Source organism: Streptoalloteichus tenebrarius (assembly GCF_024171885.1).
Classification (GTDB): domain Bacteria; phylum Actinomycetota; class Actinomycetes; order Mycobacteriales; family Pseudonocardiaceae; genus Streptoalloteichus; species Streptoalloteichus tenebrarius.
The window spans coordinates 1-25886 of sequence record NZ_JAMTCP010000011.1; the positions used below are offsets into that span (position 1 = coordinate 1).

Below are 25886 nucleotides of genomic sequence, written 5' to 3' on the forward strand. Positions count from 1 at the left end.
CGAGGGTCGCCTGGTCGCCGGACGCTACCGGTTGCTGCAGCGCCTCGGCAGCGGCGCCATGGGTGTCGTCTGGCAGGCCCATGACGAGCGTCTGCACCGCACGGTGGCCGTCAAGGAGTTGCTGCTACAGCCCGGTCTGAGCCGGGAGGAGGCCGACGAGGCCAAACAGCGGGCGATGCGTGAGGGTCGGATCGCCGCCCGGTTGCAGCACCCCAACGCGGTCACGGTGTTCGACGTGGTCGAGGAGGACGGCGCTCCCTGCCTGGTCATGGAGTACCTGGCGTCGCGGTCGCTGGCGGCGGTGATGGCCGAGCGGGGCACGCTGCCGCCGGCGGAGGCGGCCCGGATCGGGGCGCAGGTCGCGGCGGCGTTGTCGGCGGCGCACGCGGCGGGGATCGTGCACCGGGACATCAAGCCGGGCAACATCCTGTTGGCCGAGGACGGCACGGTGAAGATCACCGATTTCGGGATCTCCCGGGCGACCGGTGACGTGACGGTGACCAAGACGGGGATGTTGGCGGGCACGCCGGCGTATCTGGCGCCGGAGGTGGCGCGGGGGCGGGACATCGGTCCGCCCTCGGATGTGTTCTCGTTGGGGTCGACGTTGTACGCGGCGGTGGAGGGTGAGCCGCCGTTCGGGTTGAACGAGAACACGTTGGCGTTGTTGCACGCGGTGGCGGCGGGGAAGGTGAATCCGCCGTCGCAGGCGGGGCCGTTGACGGCGTTGTTGATGCGGTTGTTGCGGTCGGAGCCGGATGAGCGGCCGACGATGGCGCAGGCGCGGGAGGCGTTGGCGGCGGTGGCGGCGGGCAAGCCGTTGCCGGCGGGGTTGGGTGAGACGGTGGCGGTGGTGCCGCCGTGGCAGTCGGGTGGGGTGACGCAGGCGGTGGCGACCAAGGCCGTCGCCGCGCCCCCGGCGTCGCGGCCCGAGCGCACGCCCCCACCTCCGAACCCGCGCCCGCCGGTCACGCCGCCCCCGACCAGGGCCGGCATGGAACCCGTGCCGGCCGCGCCCGCCGCGACCGTCCCGGACAGGCCCTGGTACCGCCGGGCGGGGCTGCTCTACGGCGGATCGGTCGTGCTCGCCGTCCTCGTCGGCGTGGTCGCCGCCAACCTGTTGCTGATGGAGAAGCAGCCGACCGCCGGCTCCACCGGCACCCCGACGCCCTCCGACGCGACCCTCACGGCCGCGCCGCCCCAGCCCACCCCGGGCGGCGCCACGCCCGCTACCGGAACGCCCACCAGCACCGCCTCGTCCTCCTCATCGTCCTCCTCCTCGTCGTCGTCGAGCACGACCACGACGACCCCGTCGAACGAGGACAGCGACGAGGACCGGGCCGAGGCGGTCGCCGACTACTACGGGATGCTGCCCGGCAACCTCGACGCCGCCTGGTCGCGGCTGACCCCGAACGCGCAGGGCAAGACCGGAGGACAGGGCAAGTACCGCTCCTGGTGGGCCGGCGTGCGGTCGGTCGAGGTCGTGCAGCACTCGGTGGCGCCCGGCGGCGAGGTGCGGGCCAAGCTGGTCTACCACATGCGGGACAACCGGGTCGTCGAGGACGACATGTCCTTCACCCTGGTCCAGCGGGGCGACTCCTACCTGATCGACAACTGGCAGGTCCTCGGCTCGCGGACCCGCGGCTGACGTCGAGGGTTACCGAAGGCACACACCGGGTAGATCCAGGGACACACCGTGTCCGACGGTCCGGCGAGCCGGGACCGTCGGCGTCACGCCGCTGGTCGACAACGGGAGAGCCTCGTGCCCGAGATGGACGCGTTGCTGCGGACGGTCACCAAGGTGACGGCGGCCCTGCGGGGCAGGGGGATCCCGTTCGCCCTGACCGGCGGCTGCGCGGTGTTCGCGCGGGGCGGGCCGACCAGCGAGCACGACGTCGACGTCCTCGTGCGGGAGCAGGACGTGACCCACGCCCTGCACGCGTTGGTCGTGGTGGGGATGCGCGCGGCGAAGCCGCCGGAGGACTGGCTGCTCAAGGCCTACGACGGGGACCGCCTGGTCGACCTGGTGTTCCGCTCGGCCGGCCAGCCGGTGACCGACGAGATGCTGGCCGGCGCCGAGGAGCTGCGGGTCGGCTCGATGATGGTGCCGGTCATGCCGGCCACCTTCCTGGTGGTGGACAAGCTGCTGGTGCTCGACTCGCACCACTGCGACTTCGCCGAGCTGCTCCCGGTGGTGCGGCTGCTGCGCGAGCAGGTGGACTGGCCGCGGGTCCGGGAGCGGACGGCGGACTCGCCGTACGCCCAGGCGTTCCTGTTCCTGGCCGAACGCCTGGGGATCATGCCCCCCAACCAGGACGTCGCGGCGTAGGAGGACGAGATGTCGACCAAGACGCCCCAGTACGCGGCGGCCCGGCTGACCCAGGCGCTGGCGTCGGACCCCCGCACCGCCGAACTGGGGGTGCGGGTGCAGTTGCGCGGCGAGCACGTCTACCTCGTGGGCGAGGTGGCCAGCGAGGAGCGCCGGCGGCATCTGACCGAGGTCGTCCACGAGCTGGCGCCCGAGCTGACCGTGCACAACGAGGTCGGGGTGGTGGAGTGCAGGGAGCCCTCCACCGCCGAGGAACTGGACTGAGTTGACCGACGAGCCGGCCCGGGCGCGAGGCGGTCCCGGGCGGCCGGTGACGAGGGGAGGACCGCCTCGTGATCAGGATCGCCGCCGTCGGGGACGTGCACCTCGGCGAGGACGCCAGGGGGCGGCTGCGGCCGGCCCTGGAACACCTGCGGGACCACGCCGACCTGTTGCTGCTCGCGGGCGACCTGACCAAGCACGGGACCCTCGCCGAGGCCAGGGTGGTCGCCGAGGAGTTCGCCGACCTGCCCGTGCCGGTCGTGGCCGTGCTCGGCAACCACGACCACCACGCCGACGTGCCCGAGGAGATCGCGGGGTTGCTCACCGAGCACGGGATCCGCGTGCTGGAGGGCGACTCCACGGTCGTCCAGCTCGACGGCGCCGCCGTCGGCGTGGCCGGGGTGAAGGGCTTCGGCGGCGGGTTCGCCGGCAAGTGCGGCAGCGCCTTCGGCGAGCCCGAGATGAAGGCGTTCGTCCGCCACACCGAGGAGGTCGCCGGCCGGCTGCGCGACGCGCTGGACCGGATCGACGCCCCCGCGCGGATCGCGTTGACCCACTACTCGCCGGTCACCGACACGCTGCGCGGGGAGCCGCTGGAGATCTACCCCTTCCTCGGCTCCTACCTGCTGGCCGAGGCGATCGATGAGGGGGGAGCGGACCTGGCCGTGCACGGGCACGCCCACTTCGGCACCGAACACGGCACCACGCCGGGCGGTGTGCGGGTCCGCAACGTCGCCCAGCCCGTGATCCGGTGCGCGTACAAGGTCTACAACCTGCACGGCCACGACGGCAGCGAGGCCCAGCCGGCGTGAGGCCCAGCCGGCGTGAGGCCCAGCTCGCGATGCGAGGCCGAACGCGTGATGAGAGGCGCCGCCGGTCGCGACGTTCAGCCGTCCTCGCCCACCGGGGGCCACGCGTCGCCCCACTCCAGGTCGCGTGCCCGGCGGTAGGTCTCGCCGTGGCGCTTGGAGACGGTCTCGGTCGTCAGCCCACCGTCGGCCGTGCACACCCGCAGCGACACCAGGCCCTTGCGGCGCAGTGGGTGGCGCACCACCCGCCCCTCGGCGGGCGCCCACGCCGTCCGCGCCGCGACCACGTAGGAGAACTTCTCGTCCTCGTAGCCGAGCGACGCGGCCTTCACCTGCCGGTGCAGGACGCTCCTGGTGACCCTGGCCGCGAAGTGGCACCAGTCCTCGCCGCCGGAGATCGGGCAGGCCGCGCTGTGGGGGCACGGCGCGAGCACGGTCATGCCCTGCTCGACGAGCAGCTCCCTGGCCGCGAGCACCCGCTGGTGGCCGGCGGGCGTGCCCGGCTCGAACAGGGCGACGACACCGCCCCGCGCCGCCATCTCCCGCACGATGCCGGCGCGGTGCGCCTCGGGCAGCTCGCCGAGGACGTAGGACATGGTGACCAGGTCGGCCTCGGGCAGGGTCGGCCCGGGCCCCACGACGTACCGGCGCCACCGCGCCCCGCGCACCACGGGCGCCTCGGCGCCCTCCGCGAGCCGCCGGCCCAACGTCATCACCTGCGACACCTGCTCCAGGACCTCGGCGGACTCCAGGGAGGGCCAGGTCTCGGCGGCCGCCCACACCGCCGCGCCGGTGCCGCCGCCCACGTCCACGTGCGTGCGCGGGCGGAACTCCGGCGCGACCTCCGCGACACGCGCCAGGGCGGCGCGGACGGCGGCGAAGGTGGCCGGCATCCGGTACGCGGCGTAGGCAGCGACATCCGTGGGCGAGCGCAGGATCGGCTCGGTCGCGGCCGTCCCCCTCCGGTAACGCTCGATCAACCGCTCGACCGACCGGGCGATCTCCTGGGTCGACGACGGGCGGAGCACCTGCTCCAGGGAGACCCGGAGATCGTCGGGAAGGGCGGCCACACATCCTCCGAGGGCTGACGGCGGGTGGGGGAGGTCGGCCGCGCCGGTTCCACGGCCGCCAGGCAGGATACCCGCCCCACTCCGTGGACCCTGTCACGAGGACCGCTGTGACCTGCGACAATCCGTTACCGTGTGATCACCTGCCTGCGTCCTGCGGTGCGCCTGGTCTCACGTCTCGGTCGCGCGGAGTTGCTCCTCCAGCTTCCGCACGCGCCGCAGCGCCGCCTCCCGGGCGCGCCGTGCGCCACGCAGGGTCTGTTCGTGCGCTGCCAGTGCGTCCTCGGCCGACCGCAGCGCGTCCTGGCGTCGACGCAGCTCGCTCTGGGCCGCCTCGTAGTCCCGTTGGGCGGCCTCCCGTGCGCTCCGGACCTCCTGCTCCTGTCGCTCGGCGCGCTCCAGATCGGCGTTGGCCCGGTCGTGCTCGTCGTGCGCCTTCTCCAGCTCGGCGCGGAGGCGTTCCCTCTTCCGTCGCGTCGCCGCGTCCACACCCTTTGGCCGCTGCGTGCGCGCGGGCGCGCGCGGTTGGGGCGCGGGCGCGGCGGAGGGCAGCGGGCCGAACCCGGAGTAGGCGGGCAGGGCAGCGGTGAGCCGACCGGAACAGACCTCCCTGGCCGCGTCGGGGTCCGCGAGCGCGGCGGACAGCGTCTGCTCGACCTGCCGCTCGGCGGTGTCGCCGAGCCGGTGCCCGCCCTCGGCGGCCAGATCGCGCGCCCGGCGCGTCAGCGCGGCGAGCACCTGGTGCCGTTGCCGGTTGAGCTGACGCAGCGCCTCGCCCCGGAGCTGCTCCTGCGCGACCCGCAGTTCCTCGCCCACCGACAGCAGCCGGTCGAGCAGCCCGCGCTCCTGGCGCACGAGGAGGTTCACCGCCCACGCCGCGAGGGTGGGGCGGCGGAGGCGACGCACGGCGCGGGCGAGCACGCGGTCGCCCGCCCGCTCGATGTCCGTGGCGCGCGCGTCCCGCGTCGCCACGAACTCCGGTGGCGGCACCCCGTACAGCTCGTCCGTGATCTCGTCGGGGATCTCGTCGACCCGGGTCTGGTTCATCGCGCGCACCGTCCGGCCCCGTCAGCGGGAACCAGTGTGCGGCGCTCGCGGTGCTCACGCCGGGCCAACCTGGCGGCCACGCGTGGCACATGCCCCCATGACATGCGCCTCTCGCGCTAGGTCTGTCCTCACAGCCAGATGAGCAGGGCGGTCAGATCGATATCCCTCGGTTGCAGATGGCGGTCTTGTCGTAGCGGGTGGCAATCGCAGGGACGTGCTCGCGCCCGGTTGAAGCAACGCTCAACCATGTTGCGGCGCTGGTAGACGCTGGGTCGAAAGCCGGGGCACGACCGTCTGTCCGGCCGCGACCCAGTCGGGTGGCCCGCTGATCCCGGCGTTCGGTTGTTGACGGTGCCGCCGGTCAACGCCACCGACTGCGGCCGGCCATGCCCATCGCAGGCCAGGTGGGACTTCGTGCTGGGACCACCGCGGGAGCAGCCAACGGCGTGATCAACTGGTTCGCGCCGGGGGCGTGAGGTGGGCGCGCATGATTCTGGAGTCGACCGGGTGCTCCCGGCCGGGGTTCGTTGATCACCTCGGCGATCACCGGCACCCCTGCCACCAGCGTCGTCAGGGTTCGGTGCTGACACCATCCCGTTGATCACGCGGATGCCTCGTCCACCGTGGGCGTCCCTTCACCCCGGAGGTGGGCTGCGCCTGCCACCGCTCACCGGTCAACTCGTGCCCGCGTGCCACGCCGGGAGATCACACGGATCAGCCATACCAGCCTTCGGACTCGCCTGGTACCAGGTCCGTGCGAGGGCGGACCTGACCAGGGAGTTGGACTGGGTGGTGTCGGTGGGCTCCAGCCCGTCCCCGGGTGCACCAGCACGGTGCGGCCATGCCCCGTGACACGGGGGCGTGGTCGTATCACAGGAATCCGACCGGGGGCCCGCTGATCACGTCATCGGAGGCTCCCGTGGTGGCCTGGCCACCACAATCCACTTTGCTGTTGACGGCAAGGGGCGGGCCGCTGTCGATCGTGCTCACCGCCGGCAATGCCACGACAGGCCATCGTGTTCGAGGATGGTCTGGCCGGGATCCGCGTCACCCGCCGCGCCTGGTCGCCGCGCCCGCGTGCCAGGCCGGAGCGAGTGATCGCGGACAAGCGCTACTCCAGCCGCGCCAACCGCGAACACCTGGCCCGACACTGCCTCAGACCGACCCTTTCGGGAGAAGGGGTGACAAGGTCGAGAACCGACGTCGTCGCGGCTCGGCCGGCGGGCGTCCCCGCGCCTTCACCACGCAGATCGACCCGCGACGCACCGTGGTCGAGCGCTGCTTCAACCAGTGCAAGGTTTATCGCGGCATCGCCACCCGCTACGACCGGCTGGTCCGCGACTACCTTGGTGGGCTGGGCCTTGTTGGTCTGCTCGACTGGCTCCGTGATCCGTCAGACACGCCCTACGGACAGTGTGCGGGCACCAGGAGAAGAAGCACCGCGTCTCGTTCGTCGTGCGGAGACGTTGGCAAGCGAATCCGGGCAGCGAAGAGCACCTGCTCGGCCGCACGGGAGCACCTGGACGGCCGCTGCCCCAACGTCCGGCGCGCCACGACCATCGTGATCATGATGGGGCGATCGCACGCGGCGACCGGATGGTGCGCCGGACTGCTGGTGTCGTCGTGCACGGATCACCCGAGCCCGCCGGTCGTGGCCCTCATGGCGTGCGCGACCGCGGGATTCGCGTTGTTGCCCGATCTCGACCACCGTTCGTCCACGGCCTCCCGGCTGCTCGGGCCGTTCACCCGGCTCGTGTCCTGGGCGCTGAGACAGGCCTCCTCCGCCGTGTACGCGAGAACCCGCGCCCCCGGAGACCGCGCGCGGGACGGGGAACACCGCCACCTCGCGCACACCGCGCTGTTCGGCGTCGGACTCGGGCTCGTCACGGCGCTGGTCGTGGCCGTCGGCGGGACGCCGGCGGCGCTCGCGGTCCTCGGGCTCGGTGTCCTCCTCGCGGCGGCCGCACTGGGGGTCTGGGTCCTGGGCGTGGTCGCCGTCGCGCTCGTGCTGGCCTCGTTGGCTGGTGGGACGCCGGTCGCCGCCGTCGACCCCGAGCAGGCGGCGTTCACCGTGGGCGGGTTGGTCGCCGTCGGTTGTCTGGTGCACGACCTGGGGGACCTGGTCACGCACTCCGGAGTTCCCCTGTTGTGGCCGCTGCGGATTCGCGGCCAGGCGTGGTATCGAATCCGGCCTCCGGCGGGTCTGCGATTCCGCGCCGGAGGTCCGTTCGAGTCCTGGCTCGTGTTTCCTGGCCTGATCGTGACAGGCGCGCTTCTTCTGTTCGGTGTCGTGTCACCGGCGTCGGGAGGATGAGGCGGTGCTTTCCCCACAACGAAGTCCCTGTGGCGCAAGGGGTTTTCCTCAGATAAGGAGGGAGGGTCGCCGGTCGCGGGCGTGGCGTGCCGGGAGCCGAGCGTCAGCGGGTCCGCGGCAGCGTGAGGCCGCCAAGGTTCGGATGTCAGGGGAAAAACGATTGCCGCGAACCGGTTTCCGGGCAATAGTGATGACACGACGACGACAGGGACGGGGGGATCGCGATGATGGAGACGGAGAAGCGAGCAGCGTTGCGGCGTTATCACCGAGTCCCTCTGTTGCTGTCTCTGTCGGCCGGCTTCGCGATCCGACTGGGTGGAACGGGAGAAGCTCTTCTGGAAGGCGGCGGCACCTCACGCTGACATGAACGCGTCAGTGTGAGGGCCGTCCGGTGGGAGAACTTTCCGGGCGGCTTCTTCTTTTCGTCCCCGCCAGGCAGGACGAGGCAGGGAAGCCAACCACATCAGGCTTCTCGCCACCAGCCTCCCTTCTTCCGGTGGAATCGTTCCTTCACAAGTGAATCCCTCTCCATGTCCACTGTGGAGATTCGGTGAGGAGGGCTGGGAGCCCAACCCGGCACGCCGGGCCGAGGCGGTTCGACTCCGCCCCTCACCACGCGCCTCCGACGACGTCCGCCCGCCGGTCTCTCTCCCCGGCGGAGGGACGTCAGGCCCACGGGGGTGGGCCGGTCGTCAGCCCTGACGACCGGTTGTGCCGAGGGGGGAACGGCGAACCCGGGGGTGGCACCGGGTTCGCCGTCTCGGCCCGTCGACGCGAGTTCGGACCTCGACCCCGTCGCGGACGCCGTCGGCGTCAGGGGGCGGGGATCCGCTCTCGCGTGACGAACGACGAGTGAAGACCGACGACTGGTCACTCACGACGGACGATCCTGAGATCCGGTGACGTGTGTCGCCCCGTCACGCCGTCGCCGCCACCACCAGCTCGCGGCCGTAGCCCAACCGGCAGAGGCATCTGGTCGAGAGCCAGACCAGTCGGGGTTCGACTCCCCGCGGCCGCACGACGTCCCCGTTGTCCAGGGGAACCAGCCCTCGTAGCCCAACTGGCAGAGGCACCGGATCCAGGTTCCGGACAGTGCGCGTTCGACTCGCGCCGAGGGCACCAGGCGCGGACCTCCCGGTCCCGCCATCCGGCAGGAACGACCCCGATCACCGCGAGGAAGGGAGGAACCGGTGGGTGTGCTCGTGCTCAACGCCTCCTACGAGCCGCTGCACACGGTCAGCGTCCGGCACGCGATCCGGATGTTGGTCCGGCAGGTGGCGGTCGTGGAGGAGGCGATCGAGGGTCGCACCCTCGGCGACTTCCCCGTGCCCCGGGTGCTGCGGTTGCTCCGGTACATCTCCATGCGGTGGCGGTACGGCCGCGCGCCCGGCTGGAGCCGTCGGGGAGTGCTGGCCAGGGACGGCAACCGGTGTGCCTACTGCGGCCGCCCCGGTGACACCGTCGACCACGTCCTCCCGGTCTCGCGGGGCGGTCGTTCCGAGTGGTCGAACACGGTGTGCGCGTGCGCGGCCTGCAACGGCCGGAAGCGGGACCGCACGCCGCGCGAGGCGGGCATGCGGCTCCTCCGACCACCGAGGATCCCGACCTGGCAGGACCTCGCGCCCACCTGGGCGGTCACGGTGTGAGGCGGGCACGCGCCCGCCTCACACCGTGACCGTCGCTGGTGACGAAATCGGTTCGGCTCGGACATGGCATGTCCTACGGTCACGCCATGTCTCAAGGGAGTGTGCTGCCCCGGGCGGAGACGGTCGAGGAGTTCGACGCCCTCCGCTCGGACGAGGCCCGTCTGGTGCCCGGGGTGACGGCGCTGTGCCGGCGGCTCGGCTTCCGGGACGACGCCATCGTCCGGTTCGAGGGCGGCTCGCTGCCGGTCTACGCGGTGGGCTCCTCCCGGGTCCTCAAGCTCTACCCGGCCGTCTACCGACACGAACTCGACGTCGAGAGCGGTGTGCTGGCGGCGGTCGAGGGTCGCCTGCCCGTCCCCACTCCGGGTGTGGAGGCCGTCGGGGAGTGCGAGGGCTGGGGCTACGTCCTGATGGAGCGGTTGCGGGGCGAGAGCCTGACGGCGGTCTGGCCCCGCACCTCGCCCCGGCAGCGGGATCGCCTGGCCGACGAGCTGGGCGCGGCGTTGGCCGCGATGCACGCGATCGAGGACCCCGTCCTCGACCGGCTCGGGCCGGCGGACTGGGAGCGCTTCGTCGCCGAGCAGCGCGCCGGTTGCGTCGACCAGCAGCGGCGGGCGGGGCTCGGTGAGCCGTGGTTGGCGCAGGTTCCGGACTTCCTCGACGCCGTGCCGCTCGCCCCGCCGACGCCTCCGGTGCTCCTGCACACGGAGGTGATGAGCGATCACCTGTTGGTGACGCCGTGCGACGACGGGTGGACGCTCTCCGGACTCTTCGACTTCGAGCCGGCGATGCGGGGCGCGAGGGAGTACGAGTTCGCTGCGGTCGGGCTGTTCGTCTCGCGGGGCGACGCGGCGTTCCTGCGGCGCCTTCTCACGGCGTATGGCTATGCGCCGCACCAGCTTGGCGAGGACCTGTCGCGGCGGTTCCTCGCGTACACGTTGCTGCATGTGTACAGCGACCTCCGGTGGTACCTCCAGGAGCTGCCGGCGCCGCCGGAGCCGACCCTCGACGCGCTCGCCGCCACGTGGTGGGCGCTGGGCTGAGCCCCTGCGGGCACACCTTCTCCTTCGTGCCTCTTCCGTCACTCGTGACAGAACCTTCTGATGCTCCACTGTGGACTCTCTCGTCAGTGTCCGGCCGTGTGTTGGGCGACAAGACCGGTGGGCCCTCGTGGGTGGTGGATCGGGAGGCGAACTCTTCGACGGTGGAGCGGCGGTGAGTTATCCACAGTCACCCGATTTCCTCCACAGGTTTGGCCGGGTACTAGGGGCGCGGGGCGATCGCCGATAGGCTGGAGCAGGGCTCGCCCCCCAGGGCGGGTGGGGGCTGTGCGGAGGAGAAGGGCTGGCGCGGCGCGACAGGGCGGCCCGAGGTGCAGCGGTGTGGGCGAGGGTCATGTCGGCCGCACCAGGACAGTCCGAACTGGGCGGTCCATGGAGCGTGGCCCGTCAGGACGTTCCCTCGTCCGGCGACGGGTCCACGGTAGTGACCGCTTCCTCCCTGCGGGCGCGGTTCCTGGTCAGTCGGTTGGCGTACAGGCTGGTCAGCGTGACCGTCAGCAGGATCGCCAGCACGGCCGCGAGCGAGACCGGCGTGGGGATCTCGGGCACCCACGGCCAGAGGCCGTGCGCCCAGTGCAGCACGAGTTTGCCGCCGATCAGGGCGAGGATCAGCGCGAGACCGAAATCGAGGTGCACGAGCTTGGTCAACGCCGTCTGGAGCACGAAGTACAGCGCGCGCAGGCCGAGCAGGGCGAAGGCGTTGGTGGCGAAGACGAGGAAGGGGTCCTCGGTGATGCCGTAGACGGCCGGCACCGAGTCGATCGCGAAGACGACGTCGGTGGCGAAGACCGCGACCACCGCCACCGCCAGCGGGGTGAGGGCCCGGCGGCCGGACTCCCTGACCACCATCCTGGTGCCGTGGTACTCCCGCGTCACCGGCATCAGCCGGCGGAGCAGGCGCACCGAGCGCAGTGAGCCCACGTCCATCTCGCGCTCGCGTCCGGTCACCGCGTCGGCCATGATCCGGATGGCCGTCACCAGCAGGATCGCGCCGAAGACCAGGAACGCCCAGGTGCCGGCCTGGAGCATGGCCGCGCCGAGCGCGATGAACACGCCGCGCAGCACCAGAGCGCCAACGATCCCGTAGAGCAGGACCCGTTGGGCGAGGGCGGGCGGGACGGCGAAGGTGGACAGCAACAGGATGAAGACGAAGAGGTTGTCCACCGACAGCGACTTCTCCACCAGGTAACCGGTGAGGTACTCGGTCGCCTGGGTCGGGCCGAAGGCGAGCCACACGAAGACGCCGAAGCCCAGGGGGAGCGCGACGTAGAAGGCGGACCACGCCAGCGCCTCGCGCGTCGACACCTCGTGCGGGCGGTGCGTCAGGACGAAGTCCAACACCAGCAACAGGAGCAGCCCGGCGATCGTCACGGCCCACAGCAGGGGGGAGGCCACGGACGGCGGGGCGGCCAGGGGGAGCGCGGTCGGGGGCAAGGGTGTCTCCTCGAACACGTCGACGCGGTTCGAGGTCTCCTTCATCCGCCGGGGCTGGCGGACGGTCGGCCGAGAACGTCTCCTGCGCGTTCGTCATGACCGGCGCGACCCGTGGAAGTACTCCCCTCGTGGGGCACAGGGTAGGCAACCGGTGGCGAGCGACGCCAGCCCGCGTCGCCGGCCACGCCGTGCGCCAGGCGTTACGCGCGCCTGCCCGACGTCGTTGGCCGGGCCTGTCGCGCCTGGTCAACCCGGGTTCTTGCGGTCTGTACCTACTAGTATGTACGGTCACGGTCATGGTCATGACGGCGCAGGACCGACTCGTGGAGAGCACCAGGGAACTGCTCTGGGAGCGCGGCTACGTGGGCACGAGCCCGAAGGCGATCCAGCAACGGGCCGGCGTCGGGCAGGGCAGCATGTACCACCACTTCGCCGGGAAGGCCGACCTCGCCCTGGTCGCGGTGCGGCGCACCGCCGAGGACATGCGGGCGCAGGCCGAGGTGCGGCTCTCGGGCCCTGGCACCGCCTTCGAGCGGATCTCGGCCTACCTGCTCCGGGAGCGGGACGTGCTGCGCGGCTGCCCGATCGGCAGGCTGACGCAGGACCCCGACGTCGTGGCCAGCCCGACGCTGCGCGCGCCGCTGGCCGAGACCTTCGCCTGGCTGCGGGGCCGGCTGACCGAGGTCCTGGAGGAGGGGCGCGCGCGGGGCGAGCTGGTCGAGGACCTGGACGTGTCCTCGACGGCGGCGACGATCGTCGCGGTCTTGCAGGGCGGGTACGTGCTGGCCCGGTCGGCGGAGTCGGTCGACCCGTTCCTGGACGCCGTGCACGGCGTGCTTGGTCTGCTCTCGGCCCACCGCCGGCCCGACGCCGCCGACGGGTCCTGACGAGCCGGGCACGGGACACGGCGGACGACGAACACGAGGGGGAGCACGCGATCGTGCGGATCATGGGGGGCACCGGGGCGGCGAGCGCGCGCCGGCGGACTGGGCCACCGGCGAGGTCAGGATCGCCGAGGTGGCGGTGCCCGGCGCGCCGTCCCGGCTGCGCGCGCACAGCGTGCGCTTCGCCGCCGGAGCCCGCACCTGCTGGCACCGCCACCCGCACGGCCAGGTCCTGCACGTGACCGACGGTGTGGGCCTGGTCCAGCGCGAGGGCGGCCCCGTCGAGGAGATCCGCGTGGGCGACACCGTGTGGATCGAGCCCGACGAGTGGCACTGGCACGGCGCCAGCCCGCACACGGCGATGACGCACCTGGCCGTGCAGGAGGCCGGCGACGACGGCGTCGAGGCCGGACGAGGCCCGCTCGTCGGCGACGCCGAGTACCCGGCCTGACGTCGCGGCCAGACAGCCAGCGCTCTCATCCAGCGCTGTCATCCAGCGCCGTCAGACAGACGACACGGACAGACGACACGGACAGACGGCACGGACACAGACGACACGGACAACACCGACACCACGCTCAGCGGACACCGCCGGCAGCGCGACGCCACGGTCGCGAGGTCGAGGCCGCCACATCACCAGAATCTGGAACGGTGACTTTTCGTGTACGCGATGCAGTACGAGATCTCGCTGCCCACCGACTACGACATGGGCATCATCCGCCACCGGGTCGAGACGAAGGGGCACCTGCTCGACACGTTTCCCGGGCTGGGCCTGAAGGCCTACCTGATCCGGGAGGCGGGCGTGGCCGGTTCGACCGTCAACCGGTACGCGCCGTTCTACCTGTGGCACTCGCTGAGCGGGATGAACCACTTCCTCTGGGGCGGCGGCGGGTTCCACAACATCCTCGGCTCCTTCGGTCGCCCGAGCGTCCAGAACTGGATCGGCGTGGCCGTGGAGCGGGGGCCGGCCCGCTCGGTGACACCCACCGTGGCGACCCGGCGCGTCGAGTCGCTCCCCGCCGAGGTCGACCCGAAGGACGTCGTCACGCACGCTCTCGACGAGCTGCGCCAGCTCGCCCAGCAGGACGGCGTGCACACCACGGCCCTCGCCATCGACCCCCGGCACTGGGAGCTGGTGCGCTTCACGCTGTGGGCCGAGGACGCGCCGGAGGACGAGGGCACCCGCTTCCAGGTGCTGCACCTGTCGACCCCGCACCTCGACGAGATCCCCACCGGGCCGCGGTGGTGAGCCGGGGCGGCGGATAATCCACAGTGGACAGAGTGCTGGCGACGACGGACGGGCGGCTGCGGGGCCGGTGGATCTCCGACGACATCCACGTCGTTCTCGGTGTCCCGTACGCCGCCGCGCCCTTCGGCGACAACAGGTTCCGCCCGCCCAGGCCGGCTCCGCGTTGGTCCGGCGTCCGCGACGCCACCTCCTTCGGCCCGATCGCGCCCCAGTCGGCGGAACTGCCCGGCGCGCCGGTCTGGCGTCCGAGGGACGAGGACGTCCTCACCCTCAACGTGTGGTCCCCGCGTCCGGCGGGGCGAGCGCTGCCGGTGCTGTTCTGGATCCACGGCGGGGCCTACACCTTCGGCTCCTCCGCGCAGCCCGACTACGATGCGGCCGCGCTGGCCGCGTCCGGCCTCGTCGTGGTCACCAGCAACCACCGACTGGGCTTCGAGGGGTTCGGGCACGTTCCCGGCCTGCCCGACAACCGGGGCCTGCTCGACCAGGTCGCGGCGTTGCGGTGGGTGCGGGACAACATCGCGGTCTTCGGCGGTGATCCCGACAACGTGACGATCGCCGGCCAGTCCTCGGGTGCCGGCTCGGTGGTCTGTCTCATGGCGATGGGCCAGGCGCGAGGGCTGTTCCGGCGCGCGATCGCGCACAGCGTTCCCGACGCGTTCTTCTCCGTGGAGCACGCGGCGAGGATCACGGAACGGATCGCGCGCGCCGCCGGGGTGGCCCCGACGGTGGCGGGCCTGACCAGGGCCACGCCAAACGCCCTGGTCTCGGCCTCGGACCAGGTGGTCCGCGAGTACCGGGCGGACCGCGACTCGGGTCGCCTGCACTACGACCCGGTCCTCTATGGTCCCGTCGTCGACGGGGACGTGCTCCCGGCCGACCCGCTCACGGCGCTCGCGGCGGGCGTGGCGCGGGACGTGGACCTGCTGGTCTGCCACGCGCTGGAGGAGGCCTGGCTGATGCACGAGGTGGGTGGGCTCGCCGAGGTGCGCTCGGAGGAGGACCTGGCGAGGTTCGCCGTGGACCTCGGCATCCCACCGCACGTCGTGCGGGCCTACCACGCGGCGCGGCCGTCGGCCTCGGTGCTCGACCGCTACCTCGCCCTCGTCGGCGACGCGAAGTTCGGCGAGTTCAGCAGCCGGCTGGCCGAGCGGCACGGCCGTGCCGGTGGGCGGGCGCACCTGTCGCGCTTCGCCCGTCGACGGACCGGGCGGGACGGCGTGGTGCGCGCCTGGCACTGCGCGGACGTGCCCTTCGTGTTCGGCAACCTCGACGCGGTGGGAGCCGAGTTCCTCCTCGGCGGGCCACCCGACGACCGGGACAGGGCGCTGTCCCGCCGCATGTCGCGGGCGTGGGCCGGGTTCGCGGCGACCGGCGACCCGGGATGGCCCGCGCTCGCCGAACGGGACAGCCCGGTGCGGATATGGTCCACTGTGGACGATCTGGTCGACGAGGCGGGGAACGCGGGACGGATGCCCTGGCGTGACGTTCCCTTCCCGCTGTCCCTCCGCACCACCTGACCGCCCAGGCCGCCCGAGCCGGGCACCTCGGCCTGACCACCGTTCCCGGCAGGGGATACGACCGCCAGGATCGGATGACAGAAGGCCGAGATGCTCCGCCTGGGCCGGGCGTCTCGGCCCAGGCGGAGCGTGATCCCCTCAGCGGAAGGCGGCGACGTTCTCCGCCGCCCACTGGGTGAACGTCCGGGCCGGGGCGCCGGTGACCCGCGTGACGGTGTCCCTCACCGCCAGCAGTTCGTCGTTGACGTCCCCTCCCATCAGGTCGAGGACGGCGTCCGCCGCCTCGTCCCCCATGAGCGACGCCATCCCTCGACGGGCCTCCTCCCGGCTGACCTCCTCCAACGCCAACTCCCGTCCGAGGGCCGCCGCGAGGGCCTCGACCTGCTGGCGGGGCGAGACGTGCTCCGGCCCGGTGAGGGCGTACACCTGCCCTCGGTGGCCCGCCTCGGTCAGCGCCACCCTCGCCACCACCGCGATGTCGGCGGGATGGATCGTCGGGAGCGCGACGTCCGGATATGGAACCTGGACCCTGCTGTGTTCGCGGATCGACTCCGCCCACCACAGCGCGTTCGAGGCGAACTGGGTCGGCCGCAGGATCGTCGCCGCCATTCCGCTGTCCACGAGCACCCGCTCGACGGCCAGGTTCTCGGCGGCCGGCCGGAGGTGCGGATGGGACAGCACGCTGATGGACGACACGAGCACCACGTGCTCCACCCCGGCCTCCCGCGCCGCGCGGAGGACGTCGCCGTCCCGGCCGCCCATGCCCGGCAGGAGGAACATCGAGCGCACCCCATCCAGGGCCGAGGCCAACGACGGGACGTCCGCGAGGTCGCCCTCGACCACCTCGACCCCCTCGGGGAACGAGGCGCGCCCGCGGTTCCGCGTCAGACAGCGCACCGGTCCCGCTCCCGACGCTCGCAGCTCTTCCACCAGAGCGCTCCCGATGTTTCCCGTCGCTCCGGTCACCAGGATCATCGTCGCTGCCCCTGTCCCTCATGGACGTGCTCGTCGTCGGAGACGGTAGGACTTCCACCATCCTTGAGGTCAAGGAGAAGGGGTCACGGGGCTGTCCGTCGAGGAAGGCTGGTCGTCCAGGGAGGACTGTCTACTGAGGACGTCGTGATCCATCGTTCACGCATCGACGGGTGGTGGGACGTCAGCGCGCGGCGACGGTCACTCGGGCGGGCTCCTGAGGCTTCGGCTGACGTCGACACGCTCGGTACACCGCGTACCCGAGCGCCATGACGATCTGGGCCATCGGCCAGGGCAACATGAAGTGGTCCAGCAGGGGCAGGGCGAGGACCACCGCCAGCAGGGCGGGGTGGGGCTGTGGCTCGGCCTCCCTGCCCCGCACCGCCGGCGCGGCCCTGCGCAGCCGGCCGCCGGGCTTCGCCACGGACAACCAGGTGGACACGATCAGCGCGACAAGGACGCACAGGGTTCCCCCGACCAGCTTCCCGGTCGGCGCGACGCCGCCGTGCCGCGCGGCCTCCAGCGAGGCGTCCAGCCAGGAGCCGAGCAGGACGACGCCGAGCGTGATCGCCCCGGCGGTGAGGACGAACTTCACCGCCACCCACCAGAACCGGAAGTACCCCCACCGCGTGAGGGCGGACAACATCAGTCCCGTGTAGGCCGCGGTCTCCGCCAGCGGGGCCAGCACCTTCGCGTCCAGGAAGTCCGCGCTGGTCAGGAACGCCGGCCTGGTCTCCTCGACGCCGAGGGCGGCGCCGGCGATGAGGGTGAGCAGCACGAGCGACAGCGCCCACCAGCCCACCGAGGTCAGAACGTGCAGTGAGACCAGCACCCGTCTGAGGTGCTGGGAGAGCTTGCGGTTCATGGCGCCGATGCTGCTGTCGCCCGAGGGTTGGCCACATCGGGAAATCGCCCCGATGTGGCCTCGCTGTGTCGGGGATTCTCCCCTAGACACGGTGGCGAGGGAGTGTGCCAGGGACGCTCTCGCAATGAGCCTGTCGCCCTGGCGTCGGATGGGGTTGTCACAGGTGAGGCGACGCAGCGCGCTCGCGAGCGATACGGCGCTCTACCGAGAGCAATTCGATCTACTGTGGACAGTTCTTCCGAGAGGGCGGGATCGGGGCCGGGAGTCAGACCACGCTGTCGTCCCGGCCCCTCTGCACCTGCCCTGCCCTGCCGCGCCTTCGGCCGTCGCCAAATCTTCGGCCGCCGCCGCGCCCGTCAGCTCGGGTGGACGACCCCGTTGGGCGTCCCGCGTGTCAGCCCCGCGCCAGATTGTTCAGCAGCGAGCGGAGGATCTCCTCGGCGTGGGTCCACAGCAGCGAGCCGCCCGCCTCGGCCACGACGTGCCGCCGCGCCGTCGGGATGCGGCTGGCCAGGGTGGCGCCGAGGTCGGGGGAGTGCACCGGGCTGGTGTCCCGCCCGCCGTACCAGAGGTCGACCGGGACCGCGATGCGGGAGGGATCGAACGGCCACCGCGCCATGACCAGCACGGTGTCCCTGGCGTAGCCGGCCGGGCCCTGGGCGAACGCCTCGGTCATGGCGCGGCGCAACGCGTCGGCGAACGCCGGCTCCCGGTAGACCGCGGCGTCGGTCTCCGCGCTCTGGTTGACCGAGATCTCCCACAGCGTCTCGACGGACCCGAAGTCGGCGAACATCCGCTCGGCCCCGTCCGGGTCGGCGGCCACCGCCGCGACCAGGTCCCGCACCTCCGGGGCGAGCGTCCCCGCGAAGGCGGGCGCGGCCAGCTCGTCGCCGGAGACGACGGCCGCGGCCCTCGCGAGTCCGGCGGCCGCGCACGCCATCGCGAACGGCGTTCCGGCGGACATGCCGACGACACCGAGGCCGGTCAGCCCCCGCTCGGCCGCGAGATGCCGCACGTCGGCGACCCAGTCGTCGAGGGTGCGCCCGGGAGCGGGGTCGGAGGCCCCGAGGCCGGGACGGTCCACCGAGACGAGCCGGACCCCGAGCCGGTCCACGGCGTCGGTCCCGAAGCCCAGCCACCTGCTCGTCGCCGCGCCGGGGCACAGCAGCACGGGGACGCCCTCCGTCGGACCCCACTCCGCCCAGCCGAGCCGACGGCCGTCGGGGAGCGTGGTCTGCCCGAGTCGGGCCGGGTCGTTGATCCCTACGTTCATGTCTCCGATGCTGAAGGGGCGTCGCCGGCAGCTCCACCCCTTTTCGCGCGGGACGACGTCGGGCTCTCCCGCGACGTGGGTCGACTGTGGACTGTCTTGTGCGGACGCGGCTCGCGGGTGGGGAGGAACATGGCGCTGCTGCGCGAGTGGTGGAGGGAAGCCTCACGGGAGACAGCAGGTCGGATGGGCTGTCGCTTCCCAACTCACCTGATCAGGGGATGTAGGTGGCCTCGCGTGTCGCGAGCGGGTAGGGCACAAGGTATGCGCAGCCACACCCCGGTCCTCGTTCCTGCCGGCCTCGTGCTCCTGGGAGCCCTACTCACCGGGTGCGACGAGGGGCCACCCCCGCAGCAGGCCCAGATCCCGACCGCCCCGCCGAAGCTGACCACGGGCACCCGGAGCGCGCCGGGGTCCCCCGCGCCCGGCTCTCCCTCGCCCACGGCGGGCAGCGGCGCGCAGGAGGCCGTCCGCGCCCTGCGCACCGCCACCGGCGAGGTGCCCAACAGCCGCGCGTTCGACCTCGAACACGAGACGAGGGGCGGCGACCGGGTCTGGGAGGTGAAGGTCTTCGCCGACGGGCGGGAGACCAAGGTCGACGTCTCCGAGGACGGGTCCAGGGTGCTGGCCAAGAGCGACCACGACCGCCCCGACGACGACGTGCGCAAGCTGGACGCCGCGCAGGTCGACGCCGCCCGCGCCGCCGAGATCGCCGGGCAGCGGGAGAACGGCCGGCTGACCGAGCTGGAGATCGACACGCTGCACGACGGCACGGTCGTGTGGGAGATCCACTTCGTCCGGCCCGACGGCTCGCGGTCCGAGGTCAACGTCGACGCCAGGACCGGGGAGATCACCCGCGACCGCTGACCCCGCCCGCGACGAACCTGGTGCACCACTTGGTGGCCGGTGTGCTCGCGGGGCGCGATTCCGGGGTTCGTGTTCACTCTTGAGGCTCGGGTTGCGCCGGCCCGGCTGAACCGCGGAGATCGCGCAGGGAATTGCGGGGCAGGGCTGACCTGCGGAAATCGCGCGGGGAACTGCGGCGGCGGAGTTATCCACAGTCACCCGAATTCCTCCACAGCACAGCGTGATGACCTTGGGCGCTGGGTGACGGGGCGATAGGCTGGAGCGGGGCTCGCCCCCCAGGGCGGGTGGGGGCTGTCCTCGGGGAGGCGTTCGCCGTGGTCCGCCTGGTCACGGCTGGTAGCGCCTGGTTGTCCGCCGCCGTACGGGGTAGCCGGGGGTGGAGGGCTGTCGCCGAGGAAAGGGGGAGCCATGCGGAGTCGCGCCAGGATGGCCGGCCATGCCATCCACCCCATGCTCATCGCCTTCCCGCTGGGGTTGCTGGTCACCGCGGTCCTGTTCGACCTGCTGTTCTTCGCCACGGACCGGGACAGCTTCGCGGTCGCCGCCGCGCACACGACCGCCGTCGGCGTCGTCGGTGGCGCGGTGGCCGGCCTGTTCGGCTGGGTGGACTGGTTCGCCGTGCCCAACGGCACCCGCGCCAAACGCATCGGCCTCGTCCACGGCCTCACCAACGTCGTCGTGCTCGTGCTGTTCGCGGTGAGCTGGGTGCTCCGCCTCGGCCAGGCGACGTGGCAGCCGCCGATCCTCGCGTTCGTGCTGGCCGTGGCCGGGCTCGCGCTCGCCACCTTCTCCGCGTGGCTGGGTGGGGAGCTGGTGGAGCGGCTGGGCATGAGCGTGGACGAGGGCGCCAACCTCAACGCGCCCAGCTCGCTGGCCCGGCCGACCCACTGAGCGCCGCGTCCGTCGAATTACCCAGGACGCGATGAGCGAGATGGCGCATCCCCATGGCCAGCGGAAACCGAACGTTTCCGCTGAAGACGCATCCTGTGTTCAGGGGCCATTCGATTCGCGATTCGATTCGCTCGGATGAAGTCGGGGTGGCGCGTCCTACGGGCAGAACCCGCTTGGTGGTCAGATGCCGGTTTCGGTGGCCGGTGGACGACGAGCAGCCAGGTCGGTCACCCCGGCCTGGCGCTGGAGCTGGTCCCGCGACCCGGCCGCCGCGCCGCCGGGAACGTCGCCGCGCTGGGCATCACCGCCGATGCCACTGGCCTGACGCTGTTCGCGGCGGTGCGGCGCGCTGACGAGCCGGGGTGTTCCCCGCGGTCGGCTTCGTGTTCGTCGCCGGCGCAGCCTCGGTCGTCAGTCGAGGCCTTCGATGATGCGGAAGTCGCGCTCGAAGCCGTCGGGGAGTTCGGCCAGCGCCTTCTGGTAGGCCGCACTCTCGTATGCGGCGACGGCCTGGTCGAAGCTGTCGAACTCGATCAGGACGACGCGCTCGGCGATTCCGGCTTCGTGTGCGACGACCCGGCTGCCGATGCCGGCGAGCACCCGCCCGCCTGCGGCCTTGACGGCCACAGCGGCCAGTTCGTTGTAGACGTCAAGCCCTTCAGGGTCTGTGATGGTGGGGTAGACGCTGACCCAGTAGCCCTTGGCCATGGTTCCTCCTGTGTTCGGAATTGATCATCAGAAACGCACTCAGATCCGTCGCCGGCGCGCTGTGGGTCAGCGAGCCGACGGGGACGACGTCGATCAACCTGATGGGGCTGTGATCGGATTGGTCTCGGGTGAGCGTCCGCGGGTGAGGACGAGGCCTGTCAGCGTCGTGATCGCCATCGCGACGACGCCGACCAGCGCCGCGGTGGTGTAGGCGTCGTCGTTCGGGAAGAGGCGGCCGGTGTCGGTGCCGGCGGCCAGGACCAGACCGCCGACGGCGCTGCCCAGGGAGTACCCGACGCTGCGGACGACGTAGTTGAAGCTCATGGCGCTCGCGGTCTCGCTCCTGGGGGTGACGGCCAGGATGACGCCGGGCATCGCGGCCGAGAAGCTGCCGACGCCGAAGCCCAGCACGCCCATGGCCGCGAGCAGTTCGGCCAGATTGGACCGGGCGGTGGCGAACAGAACGAACCCGCCGCCGACGATGGCGGCGCTGCCGGCCAGAAGCAGGGGGCCGTCGACCCGGTCGCGGACCCGCTGTGTGAGCTTGCCGGCGACGAATCCCAGCACGGAGAACGGGATGAGGACCAGCCCCGCCACGAAGGTGCTCAGTCCGAAGCCGTAGCCGGCGCTGTGCGGCGTCTGCGCGTAGCGGGTGATGAGCGTGAGCAGGAGGTACATGCCGCTCCCGCCGACGAACATGGCGAGGTTCGCCCCGGCGACCGCCGGGTGCCGCACCGCCCGGACGTCGACCAGGGGCGTCTTGGTTCGTAGTTCGGAAACGGCCCAGACGCAGAGCAGGAGTACGGCGGCGACGGCGAGGGCCACCGCCACGGCGAGGTGTTGGCTCCACAGGCTCCTCTCGCCGGCCAGGAACAGGACGAGGAGCAGTCCACCCGCCAGGGCGAGCGCACCGGCCACGTTCACGTGAGCGGAGCGGCCTTCGGGAGCTGCGGGCATGGAGCGCCACGCTGTCACGAAGGCGATGGCGGTGACGAGCAGGCCGAGGCCGTAGGCGGCCCGCGGTCCGCCGAACTCGGCGAGCAGCGCGGCCAGCGGGTAGCCCACCCCGGCGCCGATGATGGAGACCACTGAGATCAGGGCGATCGTGGCCGCGCCGCGCTCCTCGGGAAGGTGGTCGCGGGCCACTCCCATCATCAGCGCCGTGAGACCGAGTCCGACGCCTTGGGCCGCCCTGCCCACGAGCAGCCAGGCGAACGGCAGCGGCAGCACGGTGAGCGCGCTGCCGACGACGACGATCGCCAGCGTGGCGAGAATCGTGGCCCGCCGGTGCGGACCGGCTCCGAGCCGGCCGAGGACGGGTGTGGCGACGGCGCCGCTGAGCAGGGCGATGGTCAGCGTCCACTGCGCGCTGTCGAGGGAGACGTGGAACGTGGTCGCCACGCTGGTGATGAGCGGCGTCCCGAGGCTGCCGACCGCCGCCACGACCAGGGCGATGAACATCAGGGCGGGGACCAGCAGACGTGACCCGGAACGTGTCAGGCCAATGCTCGCGGGCTGGTCATGAGCCTGGGACGCGGTCACCGGTCCGACTCCTCTCGGGCGCGGCTTTCCAGCTCCGCCAGATGCAGCAGCGCCGGAAGGGCTGCTGCCAAGGCCTCGACCTCGTCACCGGTGAGTTCGTCGATCAACCGCGCGTACGCGTCGACGCCGGCCTGGCGTCGCGTCCGGACGTACGACGCGCCGGCCTCGGTCAGGCACACCAGCGTGACCCGCTTGTCGGACGGATCCTTCTTCCGCTCGACCAGCCCGGATTCCTCCAGCGCCCGGACCAGGACGGTCATCGCGGGCTGGGTGACGCCCTCGGTCACCGCCAGATCGGTGATCCGTCGCGGGCCGGTCTTGTCCAGAGTGGCCAAGGTGGCGGCGGACGTCAGGCTCATGTCGCGGGGAAGGCGTCTCACGGCCCTGGTGGCCAGGGCGTAGAGGGCTGACCCGATGGCCTCGGATGCGCCGTGCGCGGCGTCTCGGCGACTCACACCGGAAGCATAGCAGCTTTATATAAACTCCTTATGCATCTCCGGTCGGCGACACCGCTGACAGCGAACCGTGCCCAGGTAGGAACCGGCCGACGCGGGGTGGTGTAGACGGCGAACGCCGTGCCGTTGACGCGGCGCAGGTACGGCTCCACGGCGTAGACCGGGTTGCGGACGATCCGGAACGGGCCGGTGGTCACCAACGCGGATTGAGAAGGAGCTGGGTCGACCCGTCGAGATCAAGGGTGACGGCACGTACGGCGGTGACGAGATCCAGGACGGCAACCTTCTCGTCTTCCAACAGGACAACGAGATCAGTCGGATGGTGAGCCTGGGCGGAGTCGCCGCGCTCGCTGTGGGGAGGTACGGTGCCGACGTCGTTCTGCGGGCGCGGGGCGGCGCCATCAAGCTGACGTTTGCCGGAGAGAACGGCCCGGTTCGTGTCACCTCCATCGTCAGCGGCTGTCGCGACCGACCATCGTGACCGTCCAGGGCGCCGCATGACTTCTCGTGGAGAAATCGGCAAGACCCGCAGTCACGTTCATGCAGGTCAAACCAAGGGACGCCTAAGAGTCGCTGCGCGCGGAGATGGTCGCCAAGGTCTACAAGGTGGGGTACGCGCACTCAGCGAGGTCGAACGGGTTCTAGTGGACACACCACGCAACCTGTTCCTGCCGGACGCCAACCTGGCGCTCACTTGCGACCCGTGTTCGGGTAGCTGGCACTTGGGTGACGTAGCCAGGTAGGTGGCGAGGCGGTCGAGCCCGGTGAACTGGAACAGGTGCTCCTGGTGGACGACCTGTACGACACGCAGGGCAGTGGCGGTGATCTCCGCCGCCGCGCCACTGTGGAAGCTCGCGTACAGGCTCGGCCTGTCGGTCGCGTCGGGGTCGAGTTCGGCGTCGGCGATCCTGGTCGATCTCGTGGTAGCTGTCGGCGGACCTGGTGACCAGCACCAGCGTGCCCGCCCGACGCCAGGCGGCCGGCGATCGCCGTGACGACCTGCTCTGGGCGCGGGGAGTGGTAGAGGCAGAACGCAGCGACCGCCACGTCGACACTGGCCTCCGGCAGCGGCAGTTGGTGAAGTTCGCGCATACCGTCTCCACGGCGTGTCCGCTCTGGGTGGCGTGGTCGTGGACGGTGACCAGTCGTGCTGGGGACTGATCGAGCGCGATCAGCCGCTGCGGTGCCATGCGGGCGGCTAGGGCGTGTCTGTCTGAACCATCCCCGCATGGGCGGGGCCGACATCAGCGTGTTGTAGGCGGCTAAGATCTGTGTCGAACCATCCCCGCGTGGGCGGGGCCGACACCGAGCACGCCCTGATGTGGGGCGTGGTCGGGGAACCATCCCCGCGTGGGCGGGGCCGACGCGATCGAACGAGTCCGCAGATCGTGGCGGAACCATCCCCGCGTGGGCGGGGCCGACTGCTCGGATGTGAGCCGGATACCCAGAGCCGGAGAACCATCCCCGCGTGGGCGGGGCCGACAGCACCGCGCGCCGATAAAGAAAGCGCCGCGAGAACCATCCCCGCGTGGGCGGGGCCGACGCCTTCACGGGCAATCCGATCCCCGCCAAACCCTTCCCGTTCAAGATCTCCCGACGCGACTCCGAGGTCTTCCAACTCAACCTCACCCGCGCCGCCCCGTGCGACTGTTCCTTCGCCCTGGAACTCGACTGGGTCCTGCACGGCCAGCGCGGCAGCACCCGCATCGAAAACCAGGGCAAACCCTTCCGCGTCCTCGTCGGAGCCGACACCCTGCCCCACTACCGCTGGGACCCGGCCAGCTCCCGCTGGACACGGCGATAACGCCGCGACACAAGAAGTGGGGCCGTGCACGCGAGTTCGAAGGCGCAGCTGGCTTGGCTCTGCTGGTCTGTCTCTGCGTCCCTCCACCCGAGCGACCCTCAACCCGTCCGGGAACACCACCAACCGCAAGCCAACGGGCGGCCTGTCTTTGAAGTCGGAAGTCCTTGTACGCCATGGGTTTCCGATGGAGCGAACGAGCGTGAGGTCTCCAGGTGTCGGTCATCGTGATCTTGGCTGGGGTCGCGTTCGTTGTGGGTCTGGCTGTTGGCGCCGTCCTGCTGTGACCGGCCCTCCTGTGGGGAAGCCGCCGGGCGGTGGCTCCCCCACACATCCCACACCTGGTGTATGGGCGTGTGGAGCTGAGTGGAGATGAGGTGTGAGACCACCTGGCCCGACTGCTTGGCCCGCGCTCCCAGCGACGGCTTGCGGGAGCAGGAGGAACGAACGCGGCAGGTCCTGATCGGCCAGGCGGCTTCACGCTTCACCCGCGCGGCCGATGAGTCTTTCACCGCATCCTGGCTACTTCCCGTGATCATGAGACGGTTATCTGTTCTCGTGTCCGGGCTCCTCGCGGGCGGCGTCCTCGCCGGCCCTGTCCCCGCCACCGCGGCGACTCTCCCTTCGACACCGGCCGTCGACACCACGCACCTCCCCATCGCCCGGGTACCGATTCCGGGCGGCCAGCTGACGGCCTCCCCAGACGCCTCCTGCCCGCAGCCGCAACGGCCCGGCGAGGAGACCTTGTGCGTCCTCCCGTCTCGTTCCCCGGCGGTGCCTCCGGCTTCGACCGGCATGGCTGTCCCGCCTCCGTCCTGGTGCTTCGACCACATCAACGAGTACGCCGTCAACCGGGTCGAGGCGTGCGGCGTGGTCGGGGTGCTGCTGAAGACGTTC

General features: G+C 71.6%; 24 protein-coding genes, 2 tRNA genes and 1 CRISPR repeat array. Of the genes, 15 read left to right on the plus strand and 11 right to left on the minus strand.

Features of this window, described 5'->3' with window-relative positions:
- From LX15_RS12335 to LX15_RS12350, 4 genes are all read left to right on the plus strand, one after another.
- On the plus strand, nt 1–1645 hold a 1645-nt coding region (locus LX15_RS12335; protein WP_253669690.1), incomplete at its 5' end, for a serine/threonine-protein kinase.
- 123 nt (nt 1646–1768) lie between these two features.
- The gene (locus LX15_RS12340; RefSeq protein WP_253669810.1) at nt 1769–2326 is read left to right on the plus strand and encodes a nucleotidyltransferase family protein; all 558 of its coding nucleotides are present in this window, start codon (nt 1769–1771) and stop codon (nt 2324–2326) included.
- Between the two features lie 9 nt (nt 2327–2335).
- Nucleotides 2336–2590, plus strand: coding sequence for a BON domain-containing protein (locus LX15_RS12345; RefSeq protein ID WP_253669691.1), 255 nt, complete (start codon nt 2336–2338; stop codon nt 2588–2590).
- Between the two features lie 68 nt (nt 2591–2658).
- On the plus strand, nt 2659–3399 hold the full coding sequence (locus LX15_RS12350) for a metallophosphoesterase family protein (protein WP_253669692.1): 741 nt from the start codon (nt 2659–2661) through the stop codon (nt 3397–3399).
- Between the two features lie 74 nt (nt 3400–3473).
- Here LX15_RS12350 and LX15_RS12355 read toward each other — a convergent pair whose 3' ends face one another.
- Together LX15_RS12355 and LX15_RS12360 are read right to left on the minus strand one after the other, a co-directional pair.
- On the minus strand, nt 3474–4466 hold the full coding sequence (locus LX15_RS12355; protein WP_253669693.1) for a small ribosomal subunit Rsm22 family protein: 993 nt from the start codon (nt 4464–4466) through the stop codon (nt 3474–3476).
- Between the two features lie 168 nt (nt 4467–4634).
- Nucleotides 4635–5510: a coiled-coil domain-containing protein gene (locus LX15_RS12360; RefSeq protein ID WP_253669694.1), complete on the minus strand. Its 876-nt coding sequence runs from the start codon at nt 5508–5510 to the stop codon at nt 4635–4637.
- Nucleotides 5511–7077: 1567 nt separating this feature from the next.
- Here LX15_RS12360 and LX15_RS12370 point away from each other — a divergent pair.
- From LX15_RS12370 to LX15_RS12390, 5 genes are all read left to right on the plus strand, one after another.
- Nucleotides 7078–7824 (plus strand): metal-dependent hydrolase, encoded by a 747-nt coding sequence (locus LX15_RS12370; protein ID WP_253669695.1) that lies wholly within the window; start codon nt 7078–7080, stop codon nt 7822–7824.
- A 944-nt stretch (nt 7825–8768) separates the two neighbouring features.
- A tRNA-Leu gene (locus tag LX15_RS12375) sits at nt 8769–8842 on the plus strand.
- Nucleotides 8843–8869: 27 nt separating this feature from the next.
- Nucleotides 8870–8946 (plus strand) — tRNA-Leu (locus tag LX15_RS12380).
- Between the two features lie 68 nt (nt 8947–9014).
- Nucleotides 9015–9470, plus strand: coding sequence for an HNH endonuclease (locus LX15_RS12385; RefSeq protein WP_253669696.1), 456 nt, complete (start codon nt 9015–9017; stop codon nt 9468–9470).
- Between the two features lie 86 nt (nt 9471–9556).
- On the plus strand, nt 9557–10513 hold the full coding sequence (locus LX15_RS12390) for an aminoglycoside phosphotransferase family protein (protein WP_253669697.1): 957 nt from the start codon (nt 9557–9559) through the stop codon (nt 10511–10513).
- A gap of 405 nt (nt 10514–10918) precedes the next feature.
- On the opposite strand, the gene LX15_RS12395 is transcribed toward LX15_RS12390, so the two are convergent.
- Nucleotides 10919–12010, minus strand: a complete 1092-nt coding sequence (locus LX15_RS12395) for a TerC/Alx family metal homeostasis membrane protein (RefSeq protein WP_253669698.1) — start codon at nt 12008–12010, stop codon at nt 10919–10921.
- A gap of 257 nt (nt 12011–12267) precedes the next feature.
- Here LX15_RS12395 and LX15_RS12400 point away from each other — a divergent pair, with 257 nt between their 5' ends.
- The 4 genes from LX15_RS12400 (at nt 12268) to LX15_RS12415 (ending at nt 15618) form a co-directional block, all read left to right on the plus strand.
- Nucleotides 12268–12852 (plus strand): TetR/AcrR family transcriptional regulator, encoded by a 585-nt coding sequence (locus tag LX15_RS12400; RefSeq protein ID WP_253669699.1) that lies wholly within the window; start codon nt 12268–12270, stop codon nt 12850–12852.
- On the plus strand, nt 12803–13300 hold the full coding sequence (locus LX15_RS33835) for a (R)-mandelonitrile lyase (RefSeq protein WP_443729316.1): 498 nt from the start codon (nt 12803–12805) through the stop codon (nt 13298–13300). Before LX15_RS12400 ends, LX15_RS33835 begins: the two co-directional genes overlap by 50 nt.
- A gap of 219 nt (nt 13301–13519) precedes the next feature.
- Nucleotides 13520–14098: a DUF4865 family protein gene (locus tag LX15_RS12410; protein ID WP_253669811.1), complete on the plus strand. Its 579-nt coding sequence runs from the start codon at nt 13520–13522 to the stop codon at nt 14096–14098.
- Between the two features lie 32 nt (nt 14099–14130).
- Entirely contained in the window at nt 14131–15618 is a 1488-nt protein-coding gene (locus LX15_RS12415) for a carboxylesterase/lipase family protein (RefSeq protein WP_253669701.1), read from the plus strand.
- A 138-nt stretch (nt 15619–15756) separates the two neighbouring features.
- Here the strand turns inward: LX15_RS12415 and LX15_RS12420 are convergent, their stop codons facing one another.
- The 3 genes from LX15_RS12420 to LX15_RS12430 form a co-directional block, all read right to left on the minus strand.
- Nucleotides 15757–16593 (minus strand): NAD(P)H-binding protein, encoded by an 837-nt coding sequence (locus LX15_RS12420; RefSeq protein WP_301304490.1) that lies wholly within the window; start codon nt 16591–16593, stop codon nt 15757–15759.
- A gap of 181 nt (nt 16594–16774) precedes the next feature.
- Nucleotides 16775–17455, minus strand: coding sequence for a hypothetical protein (locus LX15_RS12425; RefSeq protein ID WP_253669703.1), 681 nt, complete (start codon nt 17453–17455; stop codon nt 16775–16777).
- A gap of 394 nt (nt 17456–17849) precedes the next feature.
- On the minus strand, nt 17850–18728 hold the full coding sequence (locus LX15_RS12430; protein WP_253669704.1) for an alpha/beta fold hydrolase: 879 nt from the start codon (nt 18726–18728) through the stop codon (nt 17850–17852).
- A 261-nt stretch (nt 18729–18989) separates the two neighbouring features.
- On the opposite strand from LX15_RS12430, the gene LX15_RS12435 reads away from it, so the two are divergent.
- Both LX15_RS12435 and LX15_RS12440 read left to right on the plus strand, forming a co-directional pair.
- Nucleotides 18990–19592 (plus strand): PepSY domain-containing protein, encoded by a 603-nt coding sequence (locus LX15_RS12435; RefSeq protein WP_253669705.1) that lies wholly within the window; start codon nt 18990–18992, stop codon nt 19590–19592.
- A 408-nt stretch (nt 19593–20000) separates the two neighbouring features.
- Nucleotides 20001–20483 (plus strand): DUF2231 domain-containing protein, encoded by a 483-nt coding sequence (locus LX15_RS12440; protein ID WP_253669706.1) that lies wholly within the window; start codon nt 20001–20003, stop codon nt 20481–20483.
- Between the two features lie 411 nt (nt 20484–20894).
- Here the strand turns inward: LX15_RS12440 and LX15_RS12445 are convergent, their stop codons facing one another.
- The 5 genes from LX15_RS12445 to LX15_RS33540 form a co-directional block, all read right to left on the minus strand.
- On the minus strand, nt 20895–21191 hold the full coding sequence (locus tag LX15_RS12445) for a DUF1330 domain-containing protein (protein ID WP_253669707.1): 297 nt from the start codon (nt 21189–21191) through the stop codon (nt 20895–20897).
- 93 nt (nt 21192–21284) lie between these two features.
- Nucleotides 21285–22733, minus strand: coding sequence for an MFS transporter (locus LX15_RS12450; protein ID WP_253669708.1), 1449 nt, complete (start codon nt 22731–22733; stop codon nt 21285–21287).
- Nucleotides 22730–23092, minus strand: coding sequence for a MarR family winged helix-turn-helix transcriptional regulator (locus tag LX15_RS12455; RefSeq protein WP_253669709.1), 363 nt, complete (start codon nt 23090–23092; stop codon nt 22730–22732). Before LX15_RS12455 ends, LX15_RS12450 begins: the two co-directional genes overlap by 4 nt.
- Before the next feature lie 92 nt (nt 23093–23184).
- Nucleotides 23185–23385 carry a hypothetical protein gene (locus LX15_RS12460; protein ID WP_253669710.1) on the minus strand — a complete coding sequence of 67 codons (201 nt, stop codon included), beginning with the start codon at nt 23383–23385 and terminating at the stop codon, nt 23185–23187.
- 493 nt (nt 23386–23878) lie between these two features.
- Nucleotides 23879–24280 (minus strand): class I SAM-dependent methyltransferase, encoded by a 402-nt coding sequence (locus LX15_RS33540; RefSeq protein ID WP_372502667.1) that lies wholly within the window; start codon nt 24278–24280, stop codon nt 23879–23881.
- Between the two features lie 123 nt (nt 24281–24403).
- A CRISPR array of direct repeats spans nt 24404–24731; the repeat unit is 28 nt; unit sequence GAACCATCCCCGCGTGGGCGGGGCCGAC.
- Nucleotides 24732–25886: the final 1155 nt, after the last annotated feature.